General features: G+C 62.7%; 20 protein-coding genes and 4 tRNA genes. 10 read left to right on the top strand and 14 right to left on the bottom strand.

All coding sequences use genetic code 11. From position 1 onward, the window contains the following. Positions 1 to 16: 16 nt before the first annotated feature. The 3 genes from M5C01_RS04210 to leuC all read right to left on the bottom strand — a co-directional run bounded on the left by M5C01_RS04210 (position 17) and on the right by leuC (position 3,024). Positions 17 to 781, bottom strand: coding sequence for a class I SAM-dependent methyltransferase (locus M5C01_RS04210; RefSeq protein WP_152737395.1), 765 nt, complete (start codon positions 779 to 781; stop codon positions 17 to 19). A 169-nt stretch (positions 782 to 950) separates the two neighbouring features. Then, positions 951 to 1,595 (bottom strand): 3-isopropylmalate dehydratase small subunit, encoded by a 645-nt coding sequence (leuD, locus tag M5C01_RS04205; RefSeq protein ID WP_103497618.1) that lies wholly within the window; start codon positions 1,593 to 1,595, stop codon positions 951 to 953. A gap of 10 nt (positions 1,596 to 1,605) precedes the next feature. Continuing rightward, positions 1,606 to 3,024 (bottom strand): 3-isopropylmalate dehydratase large subunit, encoded by a 1,419-nt coding sequence (leuC, locus tag M5C01_RS04200; protein WP_103497619.1) that lies wholly within the window; start codon positions 3,022 to 3,024, stop codon positions 1,606 to 1,608. 152 nt (positions 3,025 to 3,176) lie between these two features. Here leuC and M5C01_RS04195 point away from each other — a divergent pair, with 152 nt between their 5' ends. Together M5C01_RS04195 and M5C01_RS04190 are read left to right on the top strand one after the other, a co-directional pair. Next, entirely contained in the window at positions 3,177 to 4,067 is an 891-nt protein-coding gene (locus M5C01_RS04195; protein ID WP_152737394.1) for a LysR family transcriptional regulator, read from the top strand. 69 nt (positions 4,068 to 4,136) lie between these two features. Beyond that, the gene (locus M5C01_RS04190) at positions 4,137 to 7,412 is read left to right on the top strand and encodes a PAS domain S-box protein (RefSeq protein ID WP_152737393.1); all 3,276 of its coding nucleotides are present in this window, start codon (positions 4,137 to 4,139) and stop codon (positions 7,410 to 7,412) included. A 55-nt stretch (positions 7,413 to 7,467) separates the two neighbouring features. Here M5C01_RS04190 and M5C01_RS04185 read toward each other — a convergent pair whose 3' ends face one another. The 9 genes from M5C01_RS04185 to gltX form a co-directional block, all read right to left on the bottom strand. After that, complete coding sequence (locus tag M5C01_RS04185; RefSeq protein ID WP_103497622.1) at positions 7,468 to 7,917, bottom strand: Hsp20 family protein; 450 nt, start codon at positions 7,915 to 7,917, stop codon at positions 7,468 to 7,470. A gap of 111 nt (positions 7,918 to 8,028) precedes the next feature. After that, positions 8,029 to 8,988 carry a tRNA-dihydrouridine synthase gene (locus M5C01_RS04180; protein WP_152737392.1) on the bottom strand — a complete coding sequence of 320 codons (960 nt, stop codon included), beginning with the start codon at positions 8,986 to 8,988 and terminating at the stop codon, positions 8,029 to 8,031. A gap of 92 nt (positions 8,989 to 9,080) precedes the next feature. After that, entirely contained in the window at positions 9,081 to 9,515 is a 435-nt protein-coding gene (locus M5C01_RS04175) for a thioesterase family protein (protein WP_152737391.1), read from the bottom strand. A gap of 50 nt (positions 9,516 to 9,565) precedes the next feature. Beyond that, positions 9,566 to 10,105 carry a TetR/AcrR family transcriptional regulator gene (locus tag M5C01_RS04170; protein ID WP_152737390.1) on the bottom strand — a complete coding sequence of 180 codons (540 nt, stop codon included), beginning with the start codon at positions 10,103 to 10,105 and terminating at the stop codon, positions 9,566 to 9,568. Between the two features lie 191 nt (positions 10,106 to 10,296). Next, a tRNA-Glu gene (locus M5C01_RS04165) sits at positions 10,297 to 10,372 on the bottom strand. A 76-nt stretch (positions 10,373 to 10,448) separates the two neighbouring features. Then, a tRNA-Ala gene (locus M5C01_RS04160) sits at positions 10,449 to 10,524 on the bottom strand. A gap of 57 nt (positions 10,525 to 10,581) precedes the next feature. Then, positions 10,582 to 10,657, bottom strand: a tRNA-Glu gene (locus M5C01_RS04155). Between the two features lie 79 nt (positions 10,658 to 10,736). Next, positions 10,737 to 10,812, bottom strand: a tRNA-Ala gene (locus tag M5C01_RS04150). 349 nt (positions 10,813 to 11,161) lie between these two features. Then, entirely contained in the window at positions 11,162 to 12,643 is a 1,482-nt protein-coding gene (gene gltX / locus M5C01_RS04145) for a glutamate--tRNA ligase (RefSeq protein ID WP_103499116.1), read from the bottom strand. A gap of 228 nt (positions 12,644 to 12,871) precedes the next feature. Between gltX and M5C01_RS04140 the strand changes: the two genes are divergently transcribed. Further along, on the top strand, positions 12,872 to 13,918 hold the full coding sequence (locus M5C01_RS04140) for an HlyD family secretion protein (protein ID WP_103499117.1): 1,047 nt from the start codon (positions 12,872 to 12,874) through the stop codon (positions 13,916 to 13,918). Positions 13,919 to 13,967: 49 nt separating this feature from the next. After that, a complete protein-coding gene (locus tag M5C01_RS04135; protein ID WP_177102602.1) occupies positions 13,968 to 15,458 on the top strand; it encodes an MDR family MFS transporter in 1,491 nt (496 codons plus the stop codon). Between the two features lie 127 nt (positions 15,459 to 15,585). Here the strand turns inward: M5C01_RS04135 and M5C01_RS04130 are convergent, their stop codons facing one another. Beyond that, positions 15,586 to 16,485: a LysR family transcriptional regulator gene (locus tag M5C01_RS04130; RefSeq protein WP_152737388.1), complete on the bottom strand. Its 900-nt coding sequence runs from the start codon at positions 16,483 to 16,485 to the stop codon at positions 15,586 to 15,588. A gap of 103 nt (positions 16,486 to 16,588) precedes the next feature. Between M5C01_RS04130 and M5C01_RS04125 the strand changes: the two genes are divergently transcribed. Next, entirely contained in the window at positions 16,589 to 18,013 is a 1,425-nt protein-coding gene (locus tag M5C01_RS04125; RefSeq protein WP_152737387.1) for an aldehyde dehydrogenase family protein, read from the top strand. 54 nt (positions 18,014 to 18,067) lie between these two features. Here the strand turns inward: M5C01_RS04125 and M5C01_RS04120 are convergent, their stop codons facing one another. Continuing rightward, entirely contained in the window at positions 18,068 to 18,616 is a 549-nt protein-coding gene (locus tag M5C01_RS04120) for a cysteine hydrolase family protein (RefSeq protein ID WP_152737386.1), read from the bottom strand. A 119-nt stretch (positions 18,617 to 18,735) separates the two neighbouring features. On the opposite strand from M5C01_RS04120, the gene M5C01_RS04115 reads away from it, so the two are divergent. The 5 genes from M5C01_RS04115 to M5C01_RS04095 all read left to right on the top strand — a co-directional run bounded on the left by M5C01_RS04115 (position 18,736) and on the right by M5C01_RS04095 (position 24,625). Then, positions 18,736 to 19,746 (top strand): helix-turn-helix domain-containing protein, encoded by a 1,011-nt coding sequence (locus M5C01_RS04115; RefSeq protein ID WP_152737385.1) that lies wholly within the window; start codon positions 18,736 to 18,738, stop codon positions 19,744 to 19,746. Between the two features lie 63 nt (positions 19,747 to 19,809). After that, positions 19,810 to 20,754 carry a 2-hydroxyacid dehydrogenase gene (locus tag M5C01_RS04110; protein ID WP_152737384.1) on the top strand — a complete coding sequence of 315 codons (945 nt, stop codon included), beginning with the start codon at positions 19,810 to 19,812 and terminating at the stop codon, positions 20,752 to 20,754. Between the two features lie 62 nt (positions 20,755 to 20,816). Further along, the gene (locus M5C01_RS04105; RefSeq protein WP_178129752.1) at positions 20,817 to 21,212 is read left to right on the top strand and encodes an SH3 domain-containing protein; all 396 of its coding nucleotides are present in this window, start codon (positions 20,817 to 20,819) and stop codon (positions 21,210 to 21,212) included. Positions 21,213 to 21,318: 106 nt separating this feature from the next. Beyond that, complete coding sequence (locus tag M5C01_RS04100) at positions 21,319 to 23,145, top strand: glycoside hydrolase family 15 protein (protein WP_152737383.1); 1,827 nt, start codon at positions 21,319 to 21,321, stop codon at positions 23,143 to 23,145. 154 nt (positions 23,146 to 23,299) lie between these two features. Further along, positions 23,300 to 24,625, top strand: coding sequence for an Nramp family divalent metal transporter (locus tag M5C01_RS04095; protein WP_178129751.1), 1,326 nt, complete (start codon positions 23,300 to 23,302; stop codon positions 24,623 to 24,625). Positions 24,626 to 24,677: the final 52 nt, after the last annotated feature.

The following is a 24,677-nucleotide window of genomic DNA, read 5'->3' as shown; positions in this document are numbered from 1 at the left end:
CGCGGCTGGAAAAAGTCTATCGCTCGGCCCACAGCACCAGCACATCGGTACTGAATGAACCATCGGCCTCAATCTCGAAATATTCTCGCACTTCCGCGCCCATTGCCTGCTGCAAATCGCGAATGGCGGTCCGCAACGGTTGCGGGGTGCGCATGCGTTCGACCCAGGAGCTGAACTCCAGGCGCAGGCGCTGACGCTGGGTACTGCGTACCTGTAGGCCGGCCTCGTTGACCTGGCGCAACCACTCGCCCGCCGAATAATCGCGGACATGGCTGGTGTCGCGCAAAACCTCGACGCTTTGCAGGTAGGTGTCGAACAACGGGCTGCCGGGGGACATGACGTCGATGAACGCGGCCACGCCACCGGGCTTGAGCACCCGCCGCACTTCCCGCAAGGCCTGCCCCAGATCGCTCCAGTGGTGTGCCGAGTAGCGGCTGAAGACAAAGTCGAACTCGCCATCGGCGAACGGCAGGCTTTCGGCCGCACCGCATACCGTGGCGATATTGTTCAGGCCGCGCTCGGCGGCCGCCGCTGCGACCACGTCGAGCATCTGCTGCGAGAGGTCATAGGCGGCCACTTTCTTGACCAGCGGGGCGACATGGAAGCTCACGTGACCGGCACCGCAGCCCAGGTCCAGGACCCGGGCGTCGGAGCGTCCGGCCAGCTCGGCCTGGAGCAGGGCGAATTCGGCGCCCTGGGCGTGCACGGCGCTGCTCAGGTAGGCGCTGGCCTGTTCGCCGAATTGCTTTTGAACGACTGCGGTGTGGGCGTTGCCGGTCATGAGAGCTCCTTAATATCAGCTACATATTCAAGTTTTGTAGCGCCGGTCAGGCCGCGTTCGCGGGCAAGCCCTGCTCCTACAAGGTTATGTCGTACGCAGCTTTTGTGTACGACGCAAAACTGTAGGAGCAGGGCTTGCCCGCGAAGAGGCCGGCCCTGCCTACCTCAAATCAAGCGTCGCGAAACAACCACGGCTGACTGGCCCGGTGCTTGGCTTCAAACGCGGCAATCGCCTCGCCGTCCTGCAAAGTCAGGCCGATATCGTCCAGGCCGTTGAGCAGGCAATGCTTGCGGAACGCATCGACTTCGAAGTGATAGACCTTGCCGTCCGGACGGGTCACGGTCTGCGCCTGCAGATCGACCGTCAACTGATAACCCGGCGTCGCCTCGACCTGCTGGAACAGCTCGTCGACTTCGCTGTCGTCGAGGATGATCGGCAACAGGCCGTTCTTGAAGCTGTTATTAAAGAAGATATCGGCATAGCTCGGCGCAATGATGCTGCGGAAGCCGTACTCCTCCAGAGCCCACGGCGCATGCTCACGGCTGGAACCGCAACCGAAGTTCTCCCGGGCCAGCAACACACTGGCGCCCTGGTAACGCTCGGCGTTCAACACGAATTCCTTGTTCAACGGCCGCTTGGAATTGTCCTGGTAGGCATAACCCACGTCCAGGTAACGCCATTCGTCGAACAGGTTGGGGCCGAAACCGGTGCGCTTGATCGACTTCAGGAACTGCTTGGGAATGATCTGGTCAGTGTCGACGTTGGCACGATCCAAAGGCGCGACAAGACCGGTGTGCTGGGTAAAGGCTTTCATGCTGCGCTCCTCAGATCAATTCACGAACGTCGACAAAACGACCGCTCACGGCGGCGGCGGCGGCCATGGCCGGGCTCACCAGGTGGGTACGACCACCGGCGCCCTGGCGCCCTTCGAAGTTACGGTTGGACGTCGAGGCGCAGTGCTCGCCGCTTTCCAGGCGGTCCGGGTTCATCGCCAGGCACATCGAGCAACCCGGCTCGCGCCATTCGAAACCGGCTTCGAGAAAGATCTTGTCCAGGCCTTCGGCTTCCGCCTGGGCTTTCACCAGACCCGAACCCGGTACGACAATCGCCTGCTTGATGGTCGAGGCGACCTTGCGGCCCTTGGCGATCACGGCAGCGGCACGCAGGTCTTCGATCCGCGAGTTGGTGCAGGAACCGATGAAGACGCGGTCCAGCTGGATATCGGTGATCGCCTGGTTGGCGGTCAAACCCATGTACTTCAAGGCGCGCTCAATGGAACCACGCTTGACCAGATCGGGCTCGCGAGCCGGGTCCGGCACGTTCTGGTCAACCGCCAGGACCATTTCCGGCGAAGTGCCCCAGCTGACCTGCGGCTTGATCTGCGCGGCATCCAGTTCGACCACGGTGTCGAACACCGCATCGGCATCGGAGACCAGCTCTTTCCAGGCTTCGACGGCCAAATCCCACTCCGCGCCTTTCGGGGCGAAAGGACGGCCCTTGACGTAGGCCACGGTCTTTTCATCGGCGGCCACCAGACCCACGCGGGCACCGGCTTCGATGGACATGTTGCAGATGGTCATGCGGCCTTCGACGGACAGGTCGCGAATCGCACTGCCGGCGAACTCGATGGCATGGCCGTTACCGCCGGCGGTGCCGATCTTGCCGATCACGGCAAGGACGATGTCCTTGGCGGTCACGCCAAACGGCAAGGTGCCTTCGACCCGCACCAGCATATTTTTCATCTTCTTGGCCACCAGGCACTGGGTGGCGAACACATGCTCGACCTCGGAAGTGCCGATACCGTGGGCCAAGGCCCCAAAAGCGCCGTGGGTCGACGTATGGGAGTCGCCGCAGACCACGGTCATGCCCGGCAAGGTTGCACCCTGCTCCGGGCCGATCACGTGGACGATGCCTTGACGCACGTCATTCATCTTGAATTCGGTGATGCCATATTCATCGCAGTAATCGTCGAGGGTCTGCACCTGCAAACGCGATACCTGGTCGACAATCGCCTCGATCCCGCCCTTGCGTTCCGGAGTGGTCGGCACGTTGTGGTCCGGGGTGGCAATGATCGAGTCGACACGCCAGGGCTTGCGCCCGGCCAGGCGCAGGCCTTCGAAAGCCTGGGGCGAAGTCACTTCATGAATAATGTGACGGTCGATATAGATCAGCGACGACCCATCGTCGCGCCGTTTCACTTCGTGAGAATCCCAGAGCTTGTCGTAAAGCGTTTTGCCGGCCATCAGACGTTTCCTCATCAGCTTGTTTCTATGCCCCGGTTTATTGATGGCTGTTCTCAATAACCCCTTGGCTTGTGAGGTCGATGCTATGGGGTTAGAGTGAATAACTCAAATTCATATTTTTTATGCTTTGGATAACCAAGTGGAATACTAGAATGGACCTGGCCAACCTCAACGCTTTTATCGCCATCGCCGAGACCGGCAGCTTTTCCGGCGCGGGCGAGCGCCTGCACCTGACACAGCCGGCCATCAGCAAGCGCATCGCCGGCCTCGAACAACAACTCAATGTCCGCCTGTTCGACCGCCTGGGCCGCGAAATCGGCCTGACCGAGGCCGGCCGGGCCCTGCTGCCGCGCGCCTACCAGATTCTCAATGTACTCGACGATACCCGCCGGGCACTGACCAACCTGACCGGCGAAGTCAGCGGCCGACTGACTCTGGCCACCAGCCATCATATCGGCCTGCACCGTCTGCCACCCCTGCTGCGGGCCTTTACCCGACTCTACCCACAGGTAGCACTGGATATTCAGTTCCTAGATTCGGAAATTGCCTACGAGGAAATTCTTCACGGCCGCGCCGAACTGGCAGTCATCACCCTGGCCCCGGAACCCCACAGCCTGGTACGCGCCGTGCCGGTGTGGGACGACCCGCTGGATTTCGTCGTCGCCCTCGAGCATCCGCTGGTCAGCCACGGTCCGGTCAGTCTCAAGGACATCGCCCATCACCCGGCGGTCTTCCCGGGGGGCAATACCTTTACCCACCATATCGTCCAGCGCCTGTTCGAAGCCCAGGGCCTGACGCCGAACATCGCCATGAGTACCAATTATCTGGAAACCATCAAGATGATGGTCTCCATCGGCCTGGCCTGGAGCGTCCTGCCGCGAACCATGCTCGATGACCAGGTGGCACGCATTCCTTTACCGGGCATACAACTGACTCGCCAGCTAGGCTATATCCTGCACACGGAACGGACTCTGTCGAATGCCGCCCGGGCGTTCATGGCTTTATTGGATGCACAGGGTGACAAGCCAGGATTGACCGCATAAGGCAAGCCTGCTTTATTCCAAACAGCTTTTTGCGGCACAACGTTCCTTTCATACCAAGGACAGCTGTAAATGCCCAAGTACGCCAGCCGTATTCCACCCCTGCCACGCATTCATGCACTCGACCCCCAGGTGTCGGAACAGAGCTGGGAAAGCGCCACGCAACTGCTGGCGGCCCTCAATGGCGCGCGCCTCGGAGCCTGGTGCTGGGATATTGAAAGCGGCCAGGTCAGTTGGTCCCGTGGCACCCAGGCGCTGTTCGGCTTCGATCCGCACCAGCCATTGCCCAAGGACATGGACTACCTCGACCTGCTGCCGGTCGAGGACCGCGCGCGCACCCTGCGGGCCTTCCACGCGGTACTGGAAGGCGAGCCCGTCGAACAGGCCATGCATCACCGCATCCTCTGGCCCGACGGCAGCCTGCACTGGCTGGAAATCAATGGCAGCCTGTTGCCGGACAAAAACGGCAAGCCGCGAATGATCGGCGTCATCCGCGAAATCACCCACCAGCGCCAGCGCGAACATGCCCTCAGCAGTTCGGAAAAGCGCTTCGCCACCCTGTTTCATCTATGCCCCAACATGGTGCTGCTGACCCGCGAGGAAGACGGCCTGATCAGCGAGGCCAACCAGTACTTCGAAAGCCTGTTCGGCTGGCCGGCGCTCCAGGTGATCGGACGGACCACCGTGGAGATCGGGCTCTGGGTCAATCCCGAAGAACGCGAGCGCCTGGTCAAATCGATCAACATCCGCGGCGAGTCAGTCAGCCAGGAGGTGCAGTTTCGCGCCAGCAACGGCAAAATTCATGATGGTATCCTCAGCGCCCAAAGGGTCGAACTGGAAGGCCAGGCCTATCTGCTGAGCACCTTTCTCGACACCACCGAACGCAAGAATGCCGAGCTGGCCCTCAAGGACAGCCAGGACCGTCTCGATCTGGCCCTGGACTCGGCGCAACTGGGCACCTGGGACTGGCATATTCCCAGCGGCATGCTCTATGGCTCGGCGCGCGCCGCGCAGTTGCACGGCTTGGAGCCACAGCCGTTCCATGAATCCTTCGACGCGTTTTTCGACGGCGTGCCCGCCAGCGAACGCGAAAGCATGCGCAACGCCTACCGCAGCCTGCGCGAAGGTCCGGAAGGCAGCTATCAACTGACCTATCGGGTACAGTTGGAAAACGGTACCTCGCGCTACCTGGAAAGCCGCGCCCGCCTCTACCGCGACGAGCAGGGCAACCCATTGCGCATGGCCGGCACACTGCTGGATATCACCGAACAGGTGGAGCGCGAACAGCGCCTGGTGGCCTCGGAAGAGAAATTCGCCAGCCTGTTCCAGGCCAGCCCCGACCCGATCTGCGTCACCCGTCACGAAACCGGGCAGTTCATCGAGATCAACCCGGCCTTCACCCAGGTGTTCGGCTGGAACATCGATGAAGTGCGCAATCGCAGTGCCGAGCAGATCGGCCTGTGGGACGACTCGGCCAAGCGCCTGCAACGCATCCAGCAGGTGATCCGCGACCAGGCCCTGAACAATGTGGCGGTGATCGTTCACCACAAGCGTGGCCACGCCCTGACCTGCGTGATCGCCAGTCGGCAGATCGTGGTCGAGGGACAACCGTGCATCGTCACCACCTTGCGCGACATCACCCAGCAACAGCGGGCCGAGGCAGCGCTCAAGGCCAGCGAGGAGAAATTCGCCAAGGCCTTCCACTCCAGCCCCGACGCCATCACCATTACCGAGCGCGACAGCGGCCGCTACCTGGAGGTCAACGACGGCTTCTGCCGGCTGACCGGCTACACCAGCGGCGAAGTCATCGGCAGAACGGTGTATGAAATCGGTGTCTGGGCCGATCACAAGCAGCGCAGCGCCCTGCTGGCGGAGCTGAAGGAAAAGGGCCATGTCCCGCACCGCGACATGCTCGGGCGCAACAAACGCGGCGACGTGCTCACGGTCGAGGTGTCGGTCGAACCCATCATCCTCAATGAAACCGCGTGCCTGCTGCTGACGGCCCGGGATATCAGCCAATTGAAGAACGCCCAGGCGCAGATCCGCCACCTGGCCTATCACGACCCGCTGACCAACCTGCCCAACCGCGCCCTGCTGATGGACCGCCTGAGCCAGCAGATCGCCCTGCTCAAGCGCCACAACCTGCGCGGCGCCCTGCTGTTCCTCGACCTGGACCACTTCAAGCATATCAACGATTCCCTCGGCCACCCGGTGGGCGACACCGTGCTCAAAGTGGTGACCGCTCGCCTTGAGGCCAGCGTGCGCACCGAGGACACCGTGGCGCGCCTCGGCGGCGACGAGTTCGTGGTACTGCTCAGCGGCCTGGACGGCTCACGTAGCGAGGTCACGCACAAAGTCCGCGAGCTGGCGGACACCATTCGCGAGCTGCTGGCCGAACCGATGTTCCTCGACGGCCAGCGCCTGCAAGTGACCCCCAGCATCGGCGTGGCGCTGATTCCCGATCACGGCACCACCCCCGCCGACCTGCTCAAGCGCGCCGATATCGCGCTGTACCGGGCCAAGGATTCCGGTCGCAACATCACCCAGCTGTTCCACAGCACCATGCAGAAAGCCGCCAGCGAGCGCCTGCGCATGGAAAACGACCTGCGCCAGGCGCTTTCCCGGGGTGAATTCAGCGTGCATTTCCAGCCCCAGGTGGACGCCCGCGACAACAGCATCATCGGCGCCGAAGCCCTGGTGCGCTGGCACCACCCGGAACTCGGCGCGCAATCGCCGACCGAGTTCATCAAGGTCCTGGAAGACAGCGGGCTGATCCTTGAAGTCGGCACCTGGATTCTTGACCACGCCTGCGAGGCCTTTGGCTTATTGCTGGGCGACGGCCTGATCACTCATGCCTTCAGCCTGTGCGTGAATATCAGCCCGCGGCAGTTCCGCCAGACCGATTTCGTCGAACGGGTGGAACGTACGCTGACCCGCTACAACATCCCGTCCTCGATGCTGAAACTGGAAATTACCGAGGGCATCGTGATCCAGAACCTGGAGGACACCATCAGCAAGATGCGCCGCCTGAACAAGCTCGGTGTCAGTTTTGCCATGGATGATTTCGGCACCGGCTATTCGTCGCTGACCTACCTCAAGCGCCTGCCGGTGGATGCCCTGAAGATCGACCAGTCGTTCGTGCGCGACGCGACCCACGATCCCAACGACGCGGAAATCATCCGTGCCATTGTCGCCATGGCCCGCAGCCTGGGGCTGACGGTGATTGCCGAGGGGGTGGAGTTGCCGGAGCAACTGGTGTTCCTGGAAGGCTTGGGTTGCCATCTGTACCAGGGTTACCTGCACAGTCGGCCGCTGCCTTTGGAGGAGTTCAAAAAGCTCCTGATCTGAGTGCACCAAACAAAGAACCCCGCCGTGGCGGGGTTCTTTTTCAGCGGACTGGCGCTTAGTGCTGCAGTGCCGGCTTTTGCCCTGCATTAATGGCAATGCGCTTTGGCTTGGCCTCTTCCGGCACGACCCGCAGCAGGTCGATATTCAACAGACCGTTGCTCAGGCCGGCGGCCTTGACCTCGATATGGTCGGCCAGGCGGAAGGACAGTTTGAACGCACGCTGGGCGATGCCCTGATGCAGGTAGCTGACGTTTTCAGCCAGGGCGTCACGTTTGCCGCCACTGACGGTCAGTACGCCTTTCTCGACCTGCAGTTCCAGGTCTTCTTCCTGGAAACCGGCGGCGGCCACGACGATGCGGTACTCGTCATCACCATGCTTTTCAACGTTGTAGGGTGGATAGCTGCTGCCCGGTTCGTTGCGCAGGGCGGTCTCGAACAGATCGTTGAAACGATCGAAACCGATGGAAGAACGGAACAGCGGAGCCAGCGAAAATGCGGTAGTCATGTCAATCTCCTGAAATTCAGCGAGTGGTTTAGTCCGCGACCCGAATTCGGCATCGCGTACTCCCTAGATAGGAACTCGCCCAGGCATTTCAAGAGATTGTCGTGAAAATTTTCAGGCCGCTTCAGGCAACGGCACATTCAACAGGCGCCCGACCGCCGCGCAATCGGTCTCACGGCGCAGGTGAGTGAACAGCTCCACCGCCTCCGGATAATTGCGCGTCAACATCGCCAGCCACTGCTTCAAACGACCCGGCGCTTGGCGTGGCGTCAGCTGCGCCTCTGCCTGTACCCAGAAGTCACGCAACAGCGGCAGCAGCTCGGCCCAGGTCATCTCCACGACTTCTTCGCCGGCCCGCGCCGCGGCGATCTGCCGAGCCAGGTCCGGACGCGAGACCAGGCCGCGACCGAGCATGATGTCCTCGGCACCGCTGATCTCACGGCAGCGCCGCCAGTCGTCCACCGACCAGATATCACCATTGGCGAACACCGGCACCTTGACCACTTCCTGCACCCGCGCCACCCATTCCCAATGGGCCGGCGGCTTGTAGCCATCGACCTTGGTCCGCGCGTGCACCACGATCTGCGAGGCGCCACCTTCAGCCAGGGCCGTACCGCAGACCAACGCTCCATCCGGGCTGTCGAAACCCAGGCGCATCTTCGCCGTCACCGGGATATGCGCCGGCACCGCGCGCCGCACCTGCTCGACAATCGCGTTGAGCAACTCCGGCTCCTTGAGCAGCACCGCCCCGCCCCGGGACTTGTTCACGGTCTTGGCCGGGCAACCGAAATTCAAGTCGATCACCTGCGACCCCAGCTCGCAGGCCAGGGCCGCGTTTTCCGCCAGGCACACCGGATCGGAACCCAGCAGTTGCACCCGCAACGGCACACCCGCCGCCGTGCGGGCGTCGGTCAGCAGTTCGGGGGCGAACTTGTGGTAGTAGGCAGGCGTCAACAGCGAGTCATTGATCCGGATAAACTCGGTGACACACCAGTCGATACCGCCAACGCGGGTCAGCACATCACGCAGGATGTTGTCGACCAACCCCTCCATGGGTGCCAGGGCAATTTGCATGGGTACTCTCATCGGAAAAAGCGGTCATGAAAAAAAGCGACCGGCGAAAAAGTGCGGCAGTTTACGGGGTTCCGGCACAAACCGGTACGCCCTCAGACCGACTGCAGCGCCGGCCCGTAGCCCTCGATAAATTCCGCCGGCATGCGCTTGGGCTTGCCGCTGGACAGCTCGATGCAGACAAAGGTGGTTTGCGCGCGCAACAGGGTCAGGTTGTCGCGGGGACGGACCAGCTGGAAACGCCGCGTCATCTTCAGGCGCTGGTCCCAGTCGACGATCCAGGTCGCCAGTTGCAACTCGTCGCCTTCGTAGGCGGCGGCCAGGTAGTCGATTTCATGCCGGACCACGGCCATGGCCCGATCCAGGCGCCGATACTCGGTCAGGTCCAGGCCCAGGCGCTGCGAGTGACGCCAGGCGCAGCGTTCCAGCCAGCTGACATACACCGCGTTGTTGGCGTGCCCAAGACCGTCGATATCCTCGTCAGCCACCTGCAAATCGAGGATGAAGGGTGTCGCCAGATCCCAACTCATGTACCGCTCCCGGTCAAATCAAAGACCCGGGCAGTGTAACGGAACAACCCTCAGATCACCGCCGTTTTGGCCGCCCGCAGGATTCGGTCGGACAATTCGCCGGGCCCCAGCGCCCGGGCCACGGCCAGGCCGCCGATCATCAGGGCGATATCGGCCAGGGCCTTGTCAGTATCCTCGGGGCTGGACGCCAACTGCGCGACCATCAGTTCCACATGCTCGTTCAGGGCTTCGCGAAAACACTCCGGCAGGTTGCACATTTCCCCGACGATGGACGGGATCGGACAGGCCTGCTGGACCGCATCACGGTGCTTGCGCGACAGATAGAAGGCCGCGAACAGGGCACGCCGCTCCTCGCCCGGCAACTGGCTGTCGACCTCGCTCATCTTCGCCCGGCGCTGGGCGAGCAATTGCTTGAACGCCTCCAGCATCAACGCGTCCTTGCTCTCGAAGTGCGCGTAGAACCCACCCACGGTCAACCCGGCGGCGCCCATCACTTCACTGACACTCGGCTCCACCGGACCACGCTGGATCAGGGCGTTACTGGCCGCCTGCAGGATGCGCTCGCGGGTTTGAGCTTTCTTGTCGTTCATTGCCACCTCCAGACATCACACAGAAAATATTATTCGCATAATATTTTTCCGCAAGACTTTATTTTGACCGCTGGTCCGCACCATGGGTATTAAAAAATGAATCAAGGGAGCAAAGGGCCAAACGCCAGACAAACAAAAGGGCCATTCAATAATTGAATGACCCTTATAAAATCCCGCAGAGCGGGCAATCGTGGCGTCCCCTAGGGGACTCGAACCCCTGTTACCGCCGTGAAAGGGCGGTGTCCTAGGCCACTAGACGAAGGGGACACAAACCCTTCTAACATGATCGGCGCTGAGTGCCGATCGCTCCAAGGCCGGTGTGGCCAGACCTTGAAGTGTAAATTGGTGGAGCTAGACGGGATCGAACCGTCGACCTCTTGCATGCCATGCAAGCGCTCTCCCAGCTGAGCTATAGCCCCGGATTTTTCGCCTCGGAGGCGGAACGACATCAACCTGCAACATCGCTTCTGTAAAACTGGCGTCCCCTAGGGGACTCGAACCCCTGTTACCGCCGTGAAAGGGCGGTGTCCTAGGCCACTAGACGAAGGGGACGCAAACCCTTCTATACAACTGATCAACGCTGAGTGCTGATCGCTTCAAGACCGGTGTGGCCAGGCCTTGAAGTGTAAATTGGTGGAGCTAGACGGGATCGAACCGTCGACCTCTTGCATGCCATGCAAGCGCTCTCCCAGCTGAGCTATAGCCCCTCATCGGTGAGGACGGGGCGAATCTTAAGGGCGTATCGGGGAGCTGTCAAACTTATTTTCAAACTTTTTGAAAATTTTTTGTCGGCATAACAACCACTTACCGCCCTGCCCCGGTAAAACCGGGGGGAATACCACCTACTGTGGAATCCTCTACAACCCTGTAGGCACTCAGAACCCGTAACAGCTTGGCTTGCCAGCAAAGCTTTTGGTGATCTTATGCGCCTCTTCGCGGGCAAGCCCTGCTCCTACAGGTTTGCGTCGTACATGGATTTTGTATTCGACGAGGGACTGTAGGAGCAGGGCTTGCCCGCGAAGCTTTTGACGCCCTCAGGGCCGCCCCTGTCGCTGATCAGCCAATCGCGCCCAGCAGCTTTTCCCATTCCTTGTTTTCTTTCTTCGACACCCCGCCCAGCAAATCCAGGGCCTGGCGCAGACGGAAACGCGTAAGGTCCGGCCCGAGGATTTCCATCGCATCGAGCACCGACACCGAACTGGCCTGCCCGGTGATCGAGGCGAACATCAGCGGCATGGCATCGCGCAGCTTCAACTCCAGGGAGTCGACCACCGCCTGGATGGTCGCGGTGATGCTGTCCTTTTCCCACTGGCGCAAGCTTTCCAGCTTCCACAGGATCAACTGCATCAACTTGCGCACGTCGTCGGCCGAGAGTTTCTTGTGCTCGAACAGCTTGACGTCCAGCGGCAGGCTACCGGCGAAGAAGAAGTTCGCCAGCGGCGCGACCTGGCTGAAGGTCTCGACCCGGCCCTGGACCAGCGGCGCGATCTTCATCAGGTACTCGGGGTTCAGCGCCCAGTTCTGCACCCGGCTGGCGAATTCTTCCACCGGCAGGTCGCGCAGCCACTGGCCATTGAGCCAGGACAGCTTCTCGATATCGAAGATCGGCCCGCCCAGGGAAACGCGGGACAGGTCGAAATGCTCGACCATTTCCTCCAGGGAGAACTTCTCGCGCTCGTCGGGCATCGACCAACCCATGCGCCCCAGGTAGTTGAGCATGGCTTCAGGCATAAAGCCCATGCGCTCGTAGAAGGTCACCGAAGTCGGGTTCTTGCGCTTGGACAGCTTGCTCTTGTCCGGGTTGCGCAACAGCGGCATGTAGCACAGCTGCGGCTGTTCCCAACCGAAGTATTCGTAGAGCAGGATCAGCTTCGGTGCCGACGGCAGCCACTCTTCGCCACGCAGCACATGGGTGATGCCCATCAGATGGTCGTCGACCACGTTGGCCAGGAAGTAGGTCGGCAGACCGTCGGTCTTCATCAGCACCTGCATGTCCATGCGATCCCACGGGATCTCGACATCGCCACGGAGCATGTCCGGCACCACGCAGACGCCTTCGCTCGGTACTTTCATGCGGATCACATGGGGCTCGCCGGCGGCCAGGCGCCGGGCCACTTCCTCTTTCGACAGCAACAGCGCACGACCGTCATAGCGCGGGGTCTCGCCGCGAGCCATCTGCTCGGCACGCATCTGGTCCAGCTCTTCGGCGGTGCAGAAGCACGGGAAGGCGTGGCCCATGTCCACCAGTTGCTGGGTGTATTTCTTGTAGATCTCGCTACGCTCGCTCTGCCGGTACGGACCGTGGGGACCGCCGACATCCGGGCCTTCGGCCCAGGTGATACCCAGCCAGTTGAGGGCATCGAAAATCTGCTGTTCGGACTCGCGGGTCGAGCGCAACTGGTCGGTGTCTTCGATCCGCAGGATGAACTCACCACCGTGCTGCTTGGCAAAGCAATAGTTGAACAAAGCGATGTAGGCGGTGCCGACGTGGGGATCGCCGGTGGGCGATGGCGCGATGCGCGTGCGAACGGTGGTCATGGGCGGTCTCGAAGTGGAGATAAAACAAAGGGCGAATGGTAACAGGCACAGCCGTCCGGGCTCCAGTACAGGGCATCCGGCCGAGGGCATATAAGCCAAGCTTCGGTCTAAAAATGGCTCCAGGCCCCGAAAGCCGGGCTTTCTCGGTTACTGGCATTTACCCATTAATCCTGCTGTGCCAGATTCGTCTACCGTAAAATTCACTTACACATTGATGTGTTGCTGCCCATGCCCTCCCAACTCAAGCGTCGACTGTTTATTTTCCTGTTCCTGGTCCTGGTGATTGCCCTGGGCTTTTTCGTCCAGTGGTTTTTCAGGGGACGCTTTTATGAAAGCACCGATAACGCTTATGTCCAGGGCGAAATCACCCGGGTCTCCAGCCAATTGGGCGCACGCATTGACGAAGTGCTGGTGGCAGACAACCAGCATGTGGAGAAAGGCCAGTTGCTGGTCCGGCTCGAAGGCGCTGACTTCCAACTGGCCATCGACCGCGCCAATGCCGTCCTCGCCACCCGCGAGGCCGAACGGGTGCAGGCCCAGAGCAAGCTGACCCAGCAAGCCAGCCTGATCGCCTCCGCCGATGCGCAGGTCGCGGCCAGCCAGGCCAGCCTCGGCCGCTCGCAACTCGACCTGAACCGTGCGCAGACCCTGCGCAAACCCGGCTACGTCTCGGAAGAGCGGGTCACCACGCTCTCCGCCGACAACCATATCGCCCGCTCGCAAGTGGCCAAGGCCCAGGCCGACCTGCAAGGCCAGCGCCAGCAGGTCACGGCCCTGAGTGCCGAGCTCAAGCGCCTCGACGCACAGATCGCCAATGCCCGCGCCGACCTGGCCCAGGCCGAGCTGAACCTGACCCGCAGCGAGATCCATGCGCCCATCAGCGGCCTGGTCGGCCAGCGCGCGGCGCGCAATGGCCAGTATGTGCAGGCTGGTGCCTACCTGCTGTCCATCGTCCCAGACCAGGACATCTGGATCCAGGCCAACTTCAAGGAAACCCAGATCGGCCATATGCAGCCGGGCCAGCACGCGACGCTGACCTTCGATGCCTATGAGGACACGCCGATCCAGGGCCAGGTCGAGAGCCTGTTCGCCGCCTCCGGCGCGCAGTTCAGCCTGCTGCCGCCGGACAACGCCACCGGCAACTTCACCAAGGTGGTGCAACGCATTCCGGTCAAGCTGACCTTTGCCGCCGACAATCCGTTGCAGGGCAAGATCCGTCCGGGCATGTCGGTCACCGTCAAGGTCGATCTGCGCGACGCCCAGCATGGCCGGTGATCAACTGATCCGACCGCTGGGCGAGCCGACCCGCCGGGACTGGATTGCGGTGATGAGCGTGATGCTCGGCGCCTTTATGGCGGTGCTCGATATCCAGATCACCAACTCTTCGCTCAAGGATATCCAGGGCGCCCTGTCGGCGACCCTGGAAGAAGGTTCGTGGATTTCCACCTCCTACCTGGTGGCGGAAATCATCATGATTCCCCTCACCGCCTGGCTGGTGCAATTGCTCTCGGCGCGGCGGCTGGCGGTCTGGGTCTCCCTGGGTTTCCTCGGTTCGTCGCTGCTCTGTTCCATGGCCTGGAGCCTGGAAAGCATGATCGTGTTCCGCGCCATGCAGGGTTTCACCGGCGGCGCGCTGATTCCCCTGGCGTTCACCCTGACCCTGATCAAACTGCCGGACCACCACCGCGCCAAGGGCATGGCCATGTTCGCCATGACCGCCACCTTCGCCCCGTCCATCGGCCCGACCATAGGCGGCTGGCTTACGGAGAACTGGGGCTGGCAGTACATTTTCTACATCAACATCCCGCCCGGCCTGATCATGATCGGCGGCCTGCTCTACGGCCTGGAAAAGAAGGAGTCCCATTGGGAACTGCTCAAGAGCACCGACTATGCCGGGATCGTCAGCCTCGGCATCGGCCTGGGGTGCCTGCAGGTGTTCCTCGAAGAAGGCCACCGCAAGGACTGGCTGGAATCGGATCTGATCGTGACCCTGGGCAGTATCGCCCTGCTGAGCCTGATCACCTTCGTGATCCTGCAACTGTCCAAGGCCAATCCGCTGATCAATCTGCGCATCCTGCAGAACCGCAACTTCGGCCTGTCCAGCATTGCCAGCCTGGGCATGGGCGTGGGGCTGTATGGCTCGATCTACCTGCTGCCGCTGTACCTGGCGCAGATCCAGAACTACAACGCCCTGCAGATCGGCGAAGTGATCATGTGGATGGGGGTGCCGCAGTTGTTCCTGATTCCGCTGGTGCCCAAGCTGATGAAATTCATCTCGCCGAAGCTGCTCTGTACCCTGGGTTTCGGCCTGTTCGGGCTGGCGAGTTTTTCCTCCGGGGTACTCAACCCGGACTTTGCCGGCCCGCAGTTCAACCAGATCCAGATTATCCGGGCGCTGGGCCAGCCGCTGATCATGGTGACCATTTCGCTGATCGCTACCGCCTATATCCTGCCCCAGGACGCGGGGTCGGCGTCGAGCCTGTTCAATATCCTGCGCAACCTCGGCGGGGCCATTGGCATCGCCTTGCTGGCGACCTTGCTGGATGCGCGGACCAAGGTCTATTTCGACTATTTGCGCGAGGCGATCGTGCCGGGTAATCCGCAGGTGGCGGAACGCCTGACGATGCTTTCGGAGAAGCTTGGCAGCGACGGCGCGGCGTTGGGCAAGCTGAGCGAGATCACCCATCAGCAGGCATCGATCATGGCCTATAACGACGCCTTCCATTTTGTCGGGATCGCCCTGGGGATCAGCATGTTGGCGGTGCTGTTGACCAAGGCGCTGCCGGCGGGGATCAAGGCTGGGGAAGCGCATTGATCCTGATGACGCCTTCGCGGGCAAGCCCTGCTCCTACAGTTTTGCGTCGAACACAAAAACTGCGTACGACATAACTTTGTAGGAGCAGGGCTTGCCCGCGAAGAGGCCCGAGCGAACAACGCACCTCTCAAAGCCCTTGAGCATTGCGCTCGCGAATCAACTCGATCAACGCCCGCAACCCCGCCGGCACATGCCGCCGCCCCGGGTAATACAGCGACAAGCCGTCAAACGGTGGTGTCCAGTCTTCCAGTACCGACACCAGCGTGCCCGCCGCCAGGTCCGCCGCCGCGTTCCACTGTGTCGCATACACCAGCCCCAACCCCGCCCGCGCCGCCTCCAGCACCAGGGTCGATTCATCCAGGGTCAATACGCCCTGGACATCCACCGTATGGGTCTCGCCATGGCGCTCGAACTCCCAGTGGTAGATCCGTCCACTCGGCAAGCGCAAGCGAATACACCGATGCTTGAGCAGATCGGTCGGCGTCTGCGGCACCGGATGGCGCGAGAAATACTCCGGGCTGCCCATTACCAACAAACGCAACGGCAAGCCCAATGGAATGGCGATCATGTCCTGGGGCACGCTGTCGTGCAGGCGAATCCCGGCATCGAAGCCCTCGACCACGATATCGATCAGCTTGCCCTCGGTGACGATATCCACGTTCATCTGCGGGTAGCGGCGCATGTATTCGACAAACAACGGCATCGCCTGCTTCGCCGCGCCCACGGCGGTATTGATCCGCAAGGTACCGGCGGGAATACCGGCGTGACTGCCCGCCTGTTCCATGGCCGCGCGAATGGTCGACATGGCCGGCGAAATGCTCTCGACAAACTGCGCCCCCGCCTCGGACAACGCCACGCTACGGGTTGTACGGTTGAACAGCCGCGCCCCGATCCGGCTCTCCAACGCCGACACCGCATGGCTCAAGGCCGAGGTCGAGACCTCCAGCTCGGCCGCCGCCGCCCGGAAACTCCGGTGCCGGGCCACGGCCAGTACCGCTTCCAACTCTGTCAGGCCTGATGTGCGCATTATCCCAAATCACTCATTAACCCATGCCGCTTCGTCCGGCTTATCAGGCTAATCCTAGCCGCTTATCCTGACTCACACCACAGACGCACACCTCGGAGCAGCCATGCAACGCATCGACCATATCTATATCAATGGCGCCTTTGTCACGCCCCACGGCGAGGAACTGTTCGACCTGTTCAACCCCGCCACCGGCCAGGTCATCGGCCAGGTGCGCCTGGCGGACGAGCAGGATGCCCATGCCGCGATTGCCGCCGCCAAGGCCGCGTTCCCAGCCTTCTCCCGCACAACCAAGGCCGAACGCCTGGCCATGTTGCAGCGCATGCACGCCGCCATTGTCGCCCGGGAAGACCCGCTCAACGACGCCATCATCGAGGAATACGGCGCCCCCGCTTCCCGCTCGCGCTGGATGGCCCAGCATGCCGCCAGCGTCTTTCTGGAAGCGGCGAAGGTCCTCGAAAAGTACGACTTCAAGCGCCGCGCCGGAACCGCCGAGGTGATCATGCAGCCCCTCGGCGTGGCCGGCCTGATCACCCCCTGGAACAACGACGCCGGTTTTATCTGCGGCAAGCTTGCCGCCGCCCTGGCCGCCGGTTGTACCGCGGTGATCAAGCCCAGCGAGATGAGCGCGATCCAGACCCGTATCGTCACCGAGGCCCTGCACGAGGCCGACCTGCCAGCGGGGCTGTTCAATATCGTCACCGGTCGCGGTGAAACCGTCGGCGCCACGATCAGCAGCCACCCGGATATCGCGAAGATCTCCTTCACCGGCTCCACCCTGGTGGGTAAAAGCATACTGCGCAGTGCTGCCGAGACCTTGAAGCGCGTCACTCTGGAACTGGGCGGCAAATCGCCGGTGGTGATCCTCGACGATGCCGATCTGAGCCAGGCCATTCCCCTGGCCTTGCAGGCCGGTTTCATGAACAGCGGCCAGGCGTGCATCGCCGGGACCCGGATACTGGTACCGGAGGAACGCCTGCACGAAGTCGAAGCCGCCGTGCTCCAGGCCATCGACGTGGTCAAGGTCGGTGATCCCCTTGATCCACAGACCACCGTTGGGCCGATGATCAGTGAAAAACAATGGCAGCGGGTGCAACGCTATATCCGCATCGGCATCGACGACGGCGCCCGTCTGCTGGTCGGCGGCGAAGGCCTGCCCCAGGGCGCGGACAAGGGTTGGTTCGTGCGCCCGACGGTATTCAGCGGCGTGACCAATGAAATGACCATCGCCCGCGAGGAAATCTTCGGCCCGGTGCTGTCGATCATCACCTACCGCGACCAGGAAGAAGCCATCCGCATCGCCAATGACACACCCTACGGCCTGCAGGCCTATGTGATGTCCGCCAATGTCGAACGGGCCCGCCAGGTCGCCGACCGCCTCGAGGCCGGACGCGTGCTGATCAACACCCTGGCCCACGAGCCGGCGGCGCCTTTCGGCGGCTTCAAGCAGTCGGGAATCGGCCGGGAATACGGGACCTTCGGACTCGAGGCGTTCCTCGAGCCGAAATCGATTCTGGGAGGGACTCAATAATCGACTCCCCGGCAGGCCGGTGCCTGCCGGGGAGTCGCGTCCATCCGTGACGGGTTAGCGCGCCAGCCACTGCTCGGCGGAAACCACCGTGGCATAACCGAACGCCAGGGAGGCCATGAACGCCCCGTGCACATGGGCCGCTGGCACCGTCAGGCCGTTGAACTCCAGGTCCCGTGAAGCACAGGCATCGTGGATCACCGTGACCGTGTAGCCCTGGTCAGCCGCCGCGCGGGTGATGGCGTCGATGCACAGGTGGCTCATGCTGCCGACCACCACCAGTTCCTTGATCTTATTGCGCTCCAGCACCGCGCTCAGTTCGGTGTCGCGAAACGAGTTGACGAAATGCTTGAGTATCACCTGCTCGTCGGCGCGGTTGAGGACCTTGGCGTGCAGCCGCGCCCCTTCGGAACCCGGCACAAAGAACGGCGCATCGGCGCTGGCGAACTCATGGCGGACATGCACCACCAGGTCACCCGCCTCACGGGCGGCGGCGAGAATCGCGGCGGCCTTGTCGGCTGCTGCGTCGGCACCGCTCAGGGTCCACTTTCCGCCTGGGAAATAGTCATTCTGGATATCCACCAGGATCAGCGCTTGTACGGACATATCATCTTCCTCGATTAGTGGTGCAGCGTTCGGTTGCTTTGCCTTACCGGATCAAGTATCCAGTTCCCACGGTGTTCCGGGGATTGGCCGGACCGACACTTTCGAGGGGAAAACTGACAATGGACGCGCCCACGGCCGCCATCGACCGCGCCACGCCAGCCGACAACGCCGTGTCCGAGATCGGCCTGCTCCTCTATCCCGGCGCGCAGACCGCCGCCGTCCACGGCCTGACCGACCTGTTCAGCGTGGCCAATCGCATGGTCGCCGAACACGGCGATGCGGCCCGGCGGCTGCGTGTCAGCCATTGGGCCACCGGAGCCACGGGCGAGTCCCTCGAACGGATCTACGACAGCCAGCCGGGCATGGACGGCCATCCGGTCGCCGTGGTCATTCCCCCTTCGCTGGGCGATACGCCCTCGCCCGCCGCCCTGCAACTCAGTGCCGCCTGGGTCCGCGAACAACATAGCCACGGAGCAATCATCGGTTCCGTGTGCATGGGCGCCTTCGTGCTGGCGCAGACCGGCCTGCTCGACCAACGCCCCGCCACCACCCACTGGAATTCGGCCAAGGCCTTTGCCGCGCTCTACCCGCAGATACGCCTCGACACCGACAAGCCGATCATCGACGACGGCGACCTGATCACCACCGCCGGGCTGATGGCCTGGGCCGAACTGGGCATGCGCCTGGTCGAACGGCTGCTGGGGCCGGGGATCGCCACGCGCACCGCGCGCTACCTGCTGATCGAACACCGTGACAACAGCGAATGCGCCGGCAACTTTGCGCCGATCCTGGGCCACGGCGACGCCGCGATCCTCAAGGTCCAGCACTGGCTGCAAAGCAGCGGCGCCCTGGAGGTGAGCGTAAATGCCATGGCCGACAAGGCCGGCCTGGAAGAGCGCACCTTCCTGCGCCGCTTTCGCGCCGCCACCGGCCTGCGTCCGACGGAGTACTGCCAGCACCTGCGGGTTGGCAAGGCGCGGGAAATGCTTGAATTCACCAACGGCACCGTCGACCATATCGCCTGGACCGTGGGTTACCAGGACCCCGGTGCGTTCCGTTCGACCTTCAAGAAAATCACCGGCTTCTCGCCCAGTGATTACCGAGGTCGCTACGGCGTCAGGGCGACCTGAGCTCAACCACCGGTAGGGCGATGTCCTACCGGTCACTCTTATTGATACGGCCCGGAGAAACACATGAGCAAGGTGCTGCTGGTACTCGTGGAAACCGTCGACGACTACCTGCCAATCATCCAGAAGCACGGCTTCGAACTGATCCTGGCGCCGACCCAGGCCCTGCGCGCGCAAGCCATCGCCGAGCAGGGCGAACGCATCAATGCCGTGCTCACCCGCGGCCCGCTGGGACTGTTCGCCGAGGAAATCGCCGCCCTGCCCAAACTTGAAATCATCTGCGTGATCGGTGCCGGCTATGAAAAGGTCGACCTGCACGCCGCCGCGCAACGGGGCATCGTCGTGACCAACGGTGCCGGTGCCAACGCCTCGTCCGTGGCCGACCATGCCATGGCCCTGTTGCTGTCGCTGGTGCGCGATATTCCCCGCGCCGACGCCTCGGTGCGCCGTGGCGAGTGGCGCAAGCTGATGCGTCCATCCCTGGGCGGCAAGCGCCTGGGCATCCTCGGCATGGGCGCGGTGGGCCAGGCGATTGCCCAGCGCGCGGCCCTGGGTTTCGACATGACGGTGAGCTATCACAACCGGCGACCGCGCATGGATATCGATTACCACTATTGCGCCACGACCACCGAACTGGCGCTGGCCTCGGACTACCTGATCATCGCCACCCCAGGCGGTGCCGGCACCGACGGCCTGATCGGCCGACAGGCTCTTGAAGCCCTCGGCCCGCAAGGGTTCCTGGTCAACATTGCACGCGCCAGCGTGGTGGTGACCGCCGACCTGGTCGCCGCCCTCCAGCAAGGTCGCCTCGCCGGTGCGGCACTGGATGTGTTTGACGACGAACCGAATGTGCCTGAAGTCCTCAAGAGCCTGGGCAACGTGGTGCTGACACCCCACGTGGCCGGTCTGTCGCCGGAAGCCTCCGAAGCCACGGTAGCGCTGGTGGCCGAAAACCTGCTGGCGTATTTTTCCGGCCAGCCGGTACTCACGCCGATTGCCCTTCCCGGCTGACGGCCAACGAGCCAACCCATTATGATCACCACCTTCCCACACGCCTGATGGACACCTCCCGCATGGAACGCACCGCCCGCCTGCTGCCTCTTGCCTGCCTGCTGCTGGGCCTCTCGCCCTCGGCCTTTGCCGCCGAGGCACCGGTCGATTGCGATGCCCTGCATGAAAAGGCCAACGCCGAAGCCGGCAGCTACCGCCCACCCGTCGAAGGCAAGGTTATCGGCCAAGGCCGGGTCTACTTTCACAGCGCGCCCAACAGTGCCTGCATCACCAAGAAGGTCTTCGTCGTGCCTGGCGACGGCCTCACGGTGTACGCCAGCACCGAGGACGGCTGGGCCCAGGTCATGTACGTCGCCAAGAACGGCGATGACTTCAGCGGCTGGGTCGAGGAAAAGCGCGTCGAACTGGGCCAGCACTACGGCGGTGACCCGGCGCCCGAAGACACCCCGGAGCAATAAGCGTCTCCCCGCCTGAACTCCGCCGAGGAATGCCAGTCAGCTCAATAAGTGCATTCAAAGGCCTGCGCTGGCAGCGGCAGGCCTCTCTACCCGGAGTTTCGCGGCCATGCCTGATCTTTCCAACGAACCCCAGAGCGCGATCGAGGCCCACGGCGTCATTGGCGACATGAGTAGCGCTGCGCTGGTCAACGATCGCGGCAGCGTCGACTTTTTCTGCTGGCCGGCTTTCGACAGCCCCTCGATCTTCTGCGCCTTGCTCGACAGCCCCGACGCCGGGATTTTCCAACTGGCCCCGGACCTGCCCGATGCCCGTCGCGAACAGATCTACCTGCCGGACACCAATGTCCTGCAAACCCGCTGGCTGAGCGCCAGCGCGGTGGTGGAAATCACCGATCTGCTGCCGGTCAGCGATGATGAAAACGACCTGCCGATGCTGATCCGTCGGGTCCGGGTGATCAGCGGTCGAGCCACCTTCCAGATGCGCTGCGCCGTACGCCATGACTATGCCCGCGCCGCGACCCGTGCCCGTCTCGACGGCGACGATGTGTGCTTCGAGGCGCCGGGCCAGCCGAGTCTGCGCCTGTGCTCCGACCAACCGCTGCAACTGGAGCGGCAGGCCGCCGTCGCCCGCTTCACCCTGGAACAGCAACAGAACGCCGAATTCCTTCTCGGTGCGGTCGACGATCCACGCATCAAGGTCGGCAGCAGTGACCTCGCCCTGCAACGCACCCTGACCTTCTGGCGCCATTGGCTCGGACGCTCGAACTATCGCGGGCGCTGGCGCGAGGCGGTCAACCGCTCGGCCCTGGCCCTCAAGCTGCTGACCTCGCGCAAGCACGGCGCGATCCTCGCCGCCGTTACCTTCGGCCTGCCGGAAAGCCCCGGCGGCCAGCGTAACTGGGACTATCGCTATACCTGGATCCGCGACGCCTCCTTCACCATCTACGCCTTTATGCGCCTGGGTTATGTCGAGGAAGCCAACGGTTTCATGCGCTGGTTGCGCGGACGGGTCGGCGATTGCAGCGATCAGCCGTTGAAGCTGAACATTCTCTACGCCATCGATGGCACCCAGGAACTGCCGGAAACCGAGCTGACGCACCTGTCCGGCCACGGTAATGCCCGTCCGGTGCGTATCGGCAACCAGGCCTACGAGCAGGTCCAGCTGGATATCTTCGGCGAGTTGCTGGACGCGGTGTACCTGACCAACAAATACGGCGAGGCGATTTCCCATGAAGGCTGGCTGCATGTCGGCCAGATTGTCGATCAGGTCTGCGACACCTGGAACCAGACCGATGTCGGGATCTGGGAAATGCGCGGCGAGAAACACCACTTCCTGCACTCGCGGCTGATGTGCTGGGTCGCCCTGGACCGCGCCATCCGCCTGGCCTCCAAGCGCTCGCTACCGGCCCCGTTCGCCCGCTGGGACCAGACTCGCCAGGCGATCCACGCCGATATCTGGAGCAACTTCTGGAACGCCGAACGTGGACATTTCGTCCAGCATATCGGCGGCACCGGCCTCGACGGCTCGATGCTGCTGATGCCACTGGTGCGCTTTGTCGGCGCCACCGATCCGCGCTGGCTGGCGACCCTGGAGGCGATTCAGAAAAGCCTGGTGCGCGACGGCATGGTCTATCGCTATCGCAACGACGATCACCCCATCGACGGCTTGCCGGGCAGCGAAGGGGCCTTCGCTGCCTGCTCGTTCTGGTACGTCGAATGCCTGGCCCGGGCCGGACGGGTGGAGCAGGCGCACCTGGAGTTCGAGCAACTGCTGCGCTATGCCAACCCGCTGGGACTGTACGCCGAAGAGTTCGACCCGCAAGCCCGGCACCTCGGTAATACCCCGCAAGCACTGACCCACCTGGCGCTGATCAGCGCCGCGTGTTTCCTCGACCGCAAACTCAGCGGCGAGGTCACGCCGTGGCAACCCTGACGCCGCTTGCTGAACCCATATCTTGTGAGGGGCGGTGCTTGTATGGGAGCGGTGCTTTTCAGATTGAATATCCTTTTCAATCACCTCGATAGCTTGGGCCACGCGCGCCAAACGTCTAAGCTGGCATTTCCCGCCCGTTGTCCTGGAACGCCGTGTGAAATTCAGCCTGCCGAAAGTTGCCACCGCCCCCTTCTGTCCTTCTGAAGTGAATGGCTCGATTGCCGTCGATCGCGGGGCGCCGTTCTTCAAGCGCGCCCTGCGCTTTGCCGGACCCGGCCTGCTGATTTCCATCGGCTATATGGACCCGGGCAACTGGGCCACAGCCATCGAGGCCGGCTCGCGTTACGGCTACAACCTGCTGTTCGTGGTGCTGCTGGCGAGCCTCGCCGGGATGGCGGTGCAATGCCTTTGCTCGCGCCTGGGGATCGCCACCGGCCGCGACCTGGCGCAGCTCTGCCGCGAGCGCTACAGCCCGCGCTCCGCCAAACTCCAATGGCTGCTGGCGGAAATCTCGATCATCGCCACGGACCTGGCCGAAGTCCTCGGTTGTGCCCTGGCCTTTCATCTGCTGCTGGGCTGCTCGCTGACCTTCGGCATTGCCCTGACGGCCTTCGATACGGTGCTGATCCTGGCCCTGCAGAACCGCGGCTTCCGGCGCCTGGAAGCGATCATGCTGGTGCTGGTGGCGACCATCGGCGTGTGTTTTTTTATCGAACTGGTGCTGATCAAACCCTACTGGCCGGACGTGTTCCAGGGTTTCAAGCCGTCCCTCTCGGCCATCAGCGACGCCGCACCGCTGTACCTGGCCATCGGCATTCTCGGGGCCACGGTGATGCCCCATAACCTCTACCTGCACACCTCGGTGGTGCAGACCCGGTTGATCGGCACGGACCTGGCCAGCCGCCAGGACGCTGTGCAACTGGCGCGTATCGACACCCTGGGTTCCCTGGCCCTGGCCTTGCTGGTCAACGCAGCGATCCTGATCCTGGCCGCGGCGGCCTTCCACCAGAACGGGCATACCGCCGTGGTGGAGATCCAGGACGCCTACCACCTGCTCGACCCGCTGGTGGGCGGCGCGTTCGCCAGCACTTTATTCGGCATCGCGCTGCTGGCGTCCGGACAGAGCTCGACCTTTACCGGCACCATCGCCGGCCAGGTGATCATGGAAGGCTACCTGAACCTGAAGATTCCCTGCTGGCAGCGCCGCTTGATCACCCGTGGCCTGGCACTGATCCCGGCCTTCGTCGGGGTCTGGCTGATGGGCGAAGACGCGGTGGGCAAATTGCTGGTGCTGAGCCAGGTGGTGCTGAGCCTGCAGTTGCCCTTTGCGCTGTACCCGTTGATCCGCATGACCGGCGATGAACGCCTGATGGGACCTTTCGTCAATCGCTGGTACACCAAGGCTCTGGCCTGGGGGTTGTTCGTGGTGATCAGTGCGGCGAATGCCTGGCTGATCGTGCAACTGTTCGCCGCGGACTGAGGCAATGACGTCAAGCCGTGTCGCTTCCCATCAAGCGGCCACGGCTGACAGC

Source organism: Pseudomonas sp. MWU12-2319, assembly GCF_023242525.1.
Classification (GTDB): Bacteria; Pseudomonadota; Gammaproteobacteria; order Pseudomonadales; family Pseudomonadaceae; genus Aquipseudomonas; species Aquipseudomonas gingeri_D.
The sequence above is the reverse complement of the archived record's forward strand: the minus strand, read 5'-3'. Positions and strand labels throughout refer to the sequence as shown.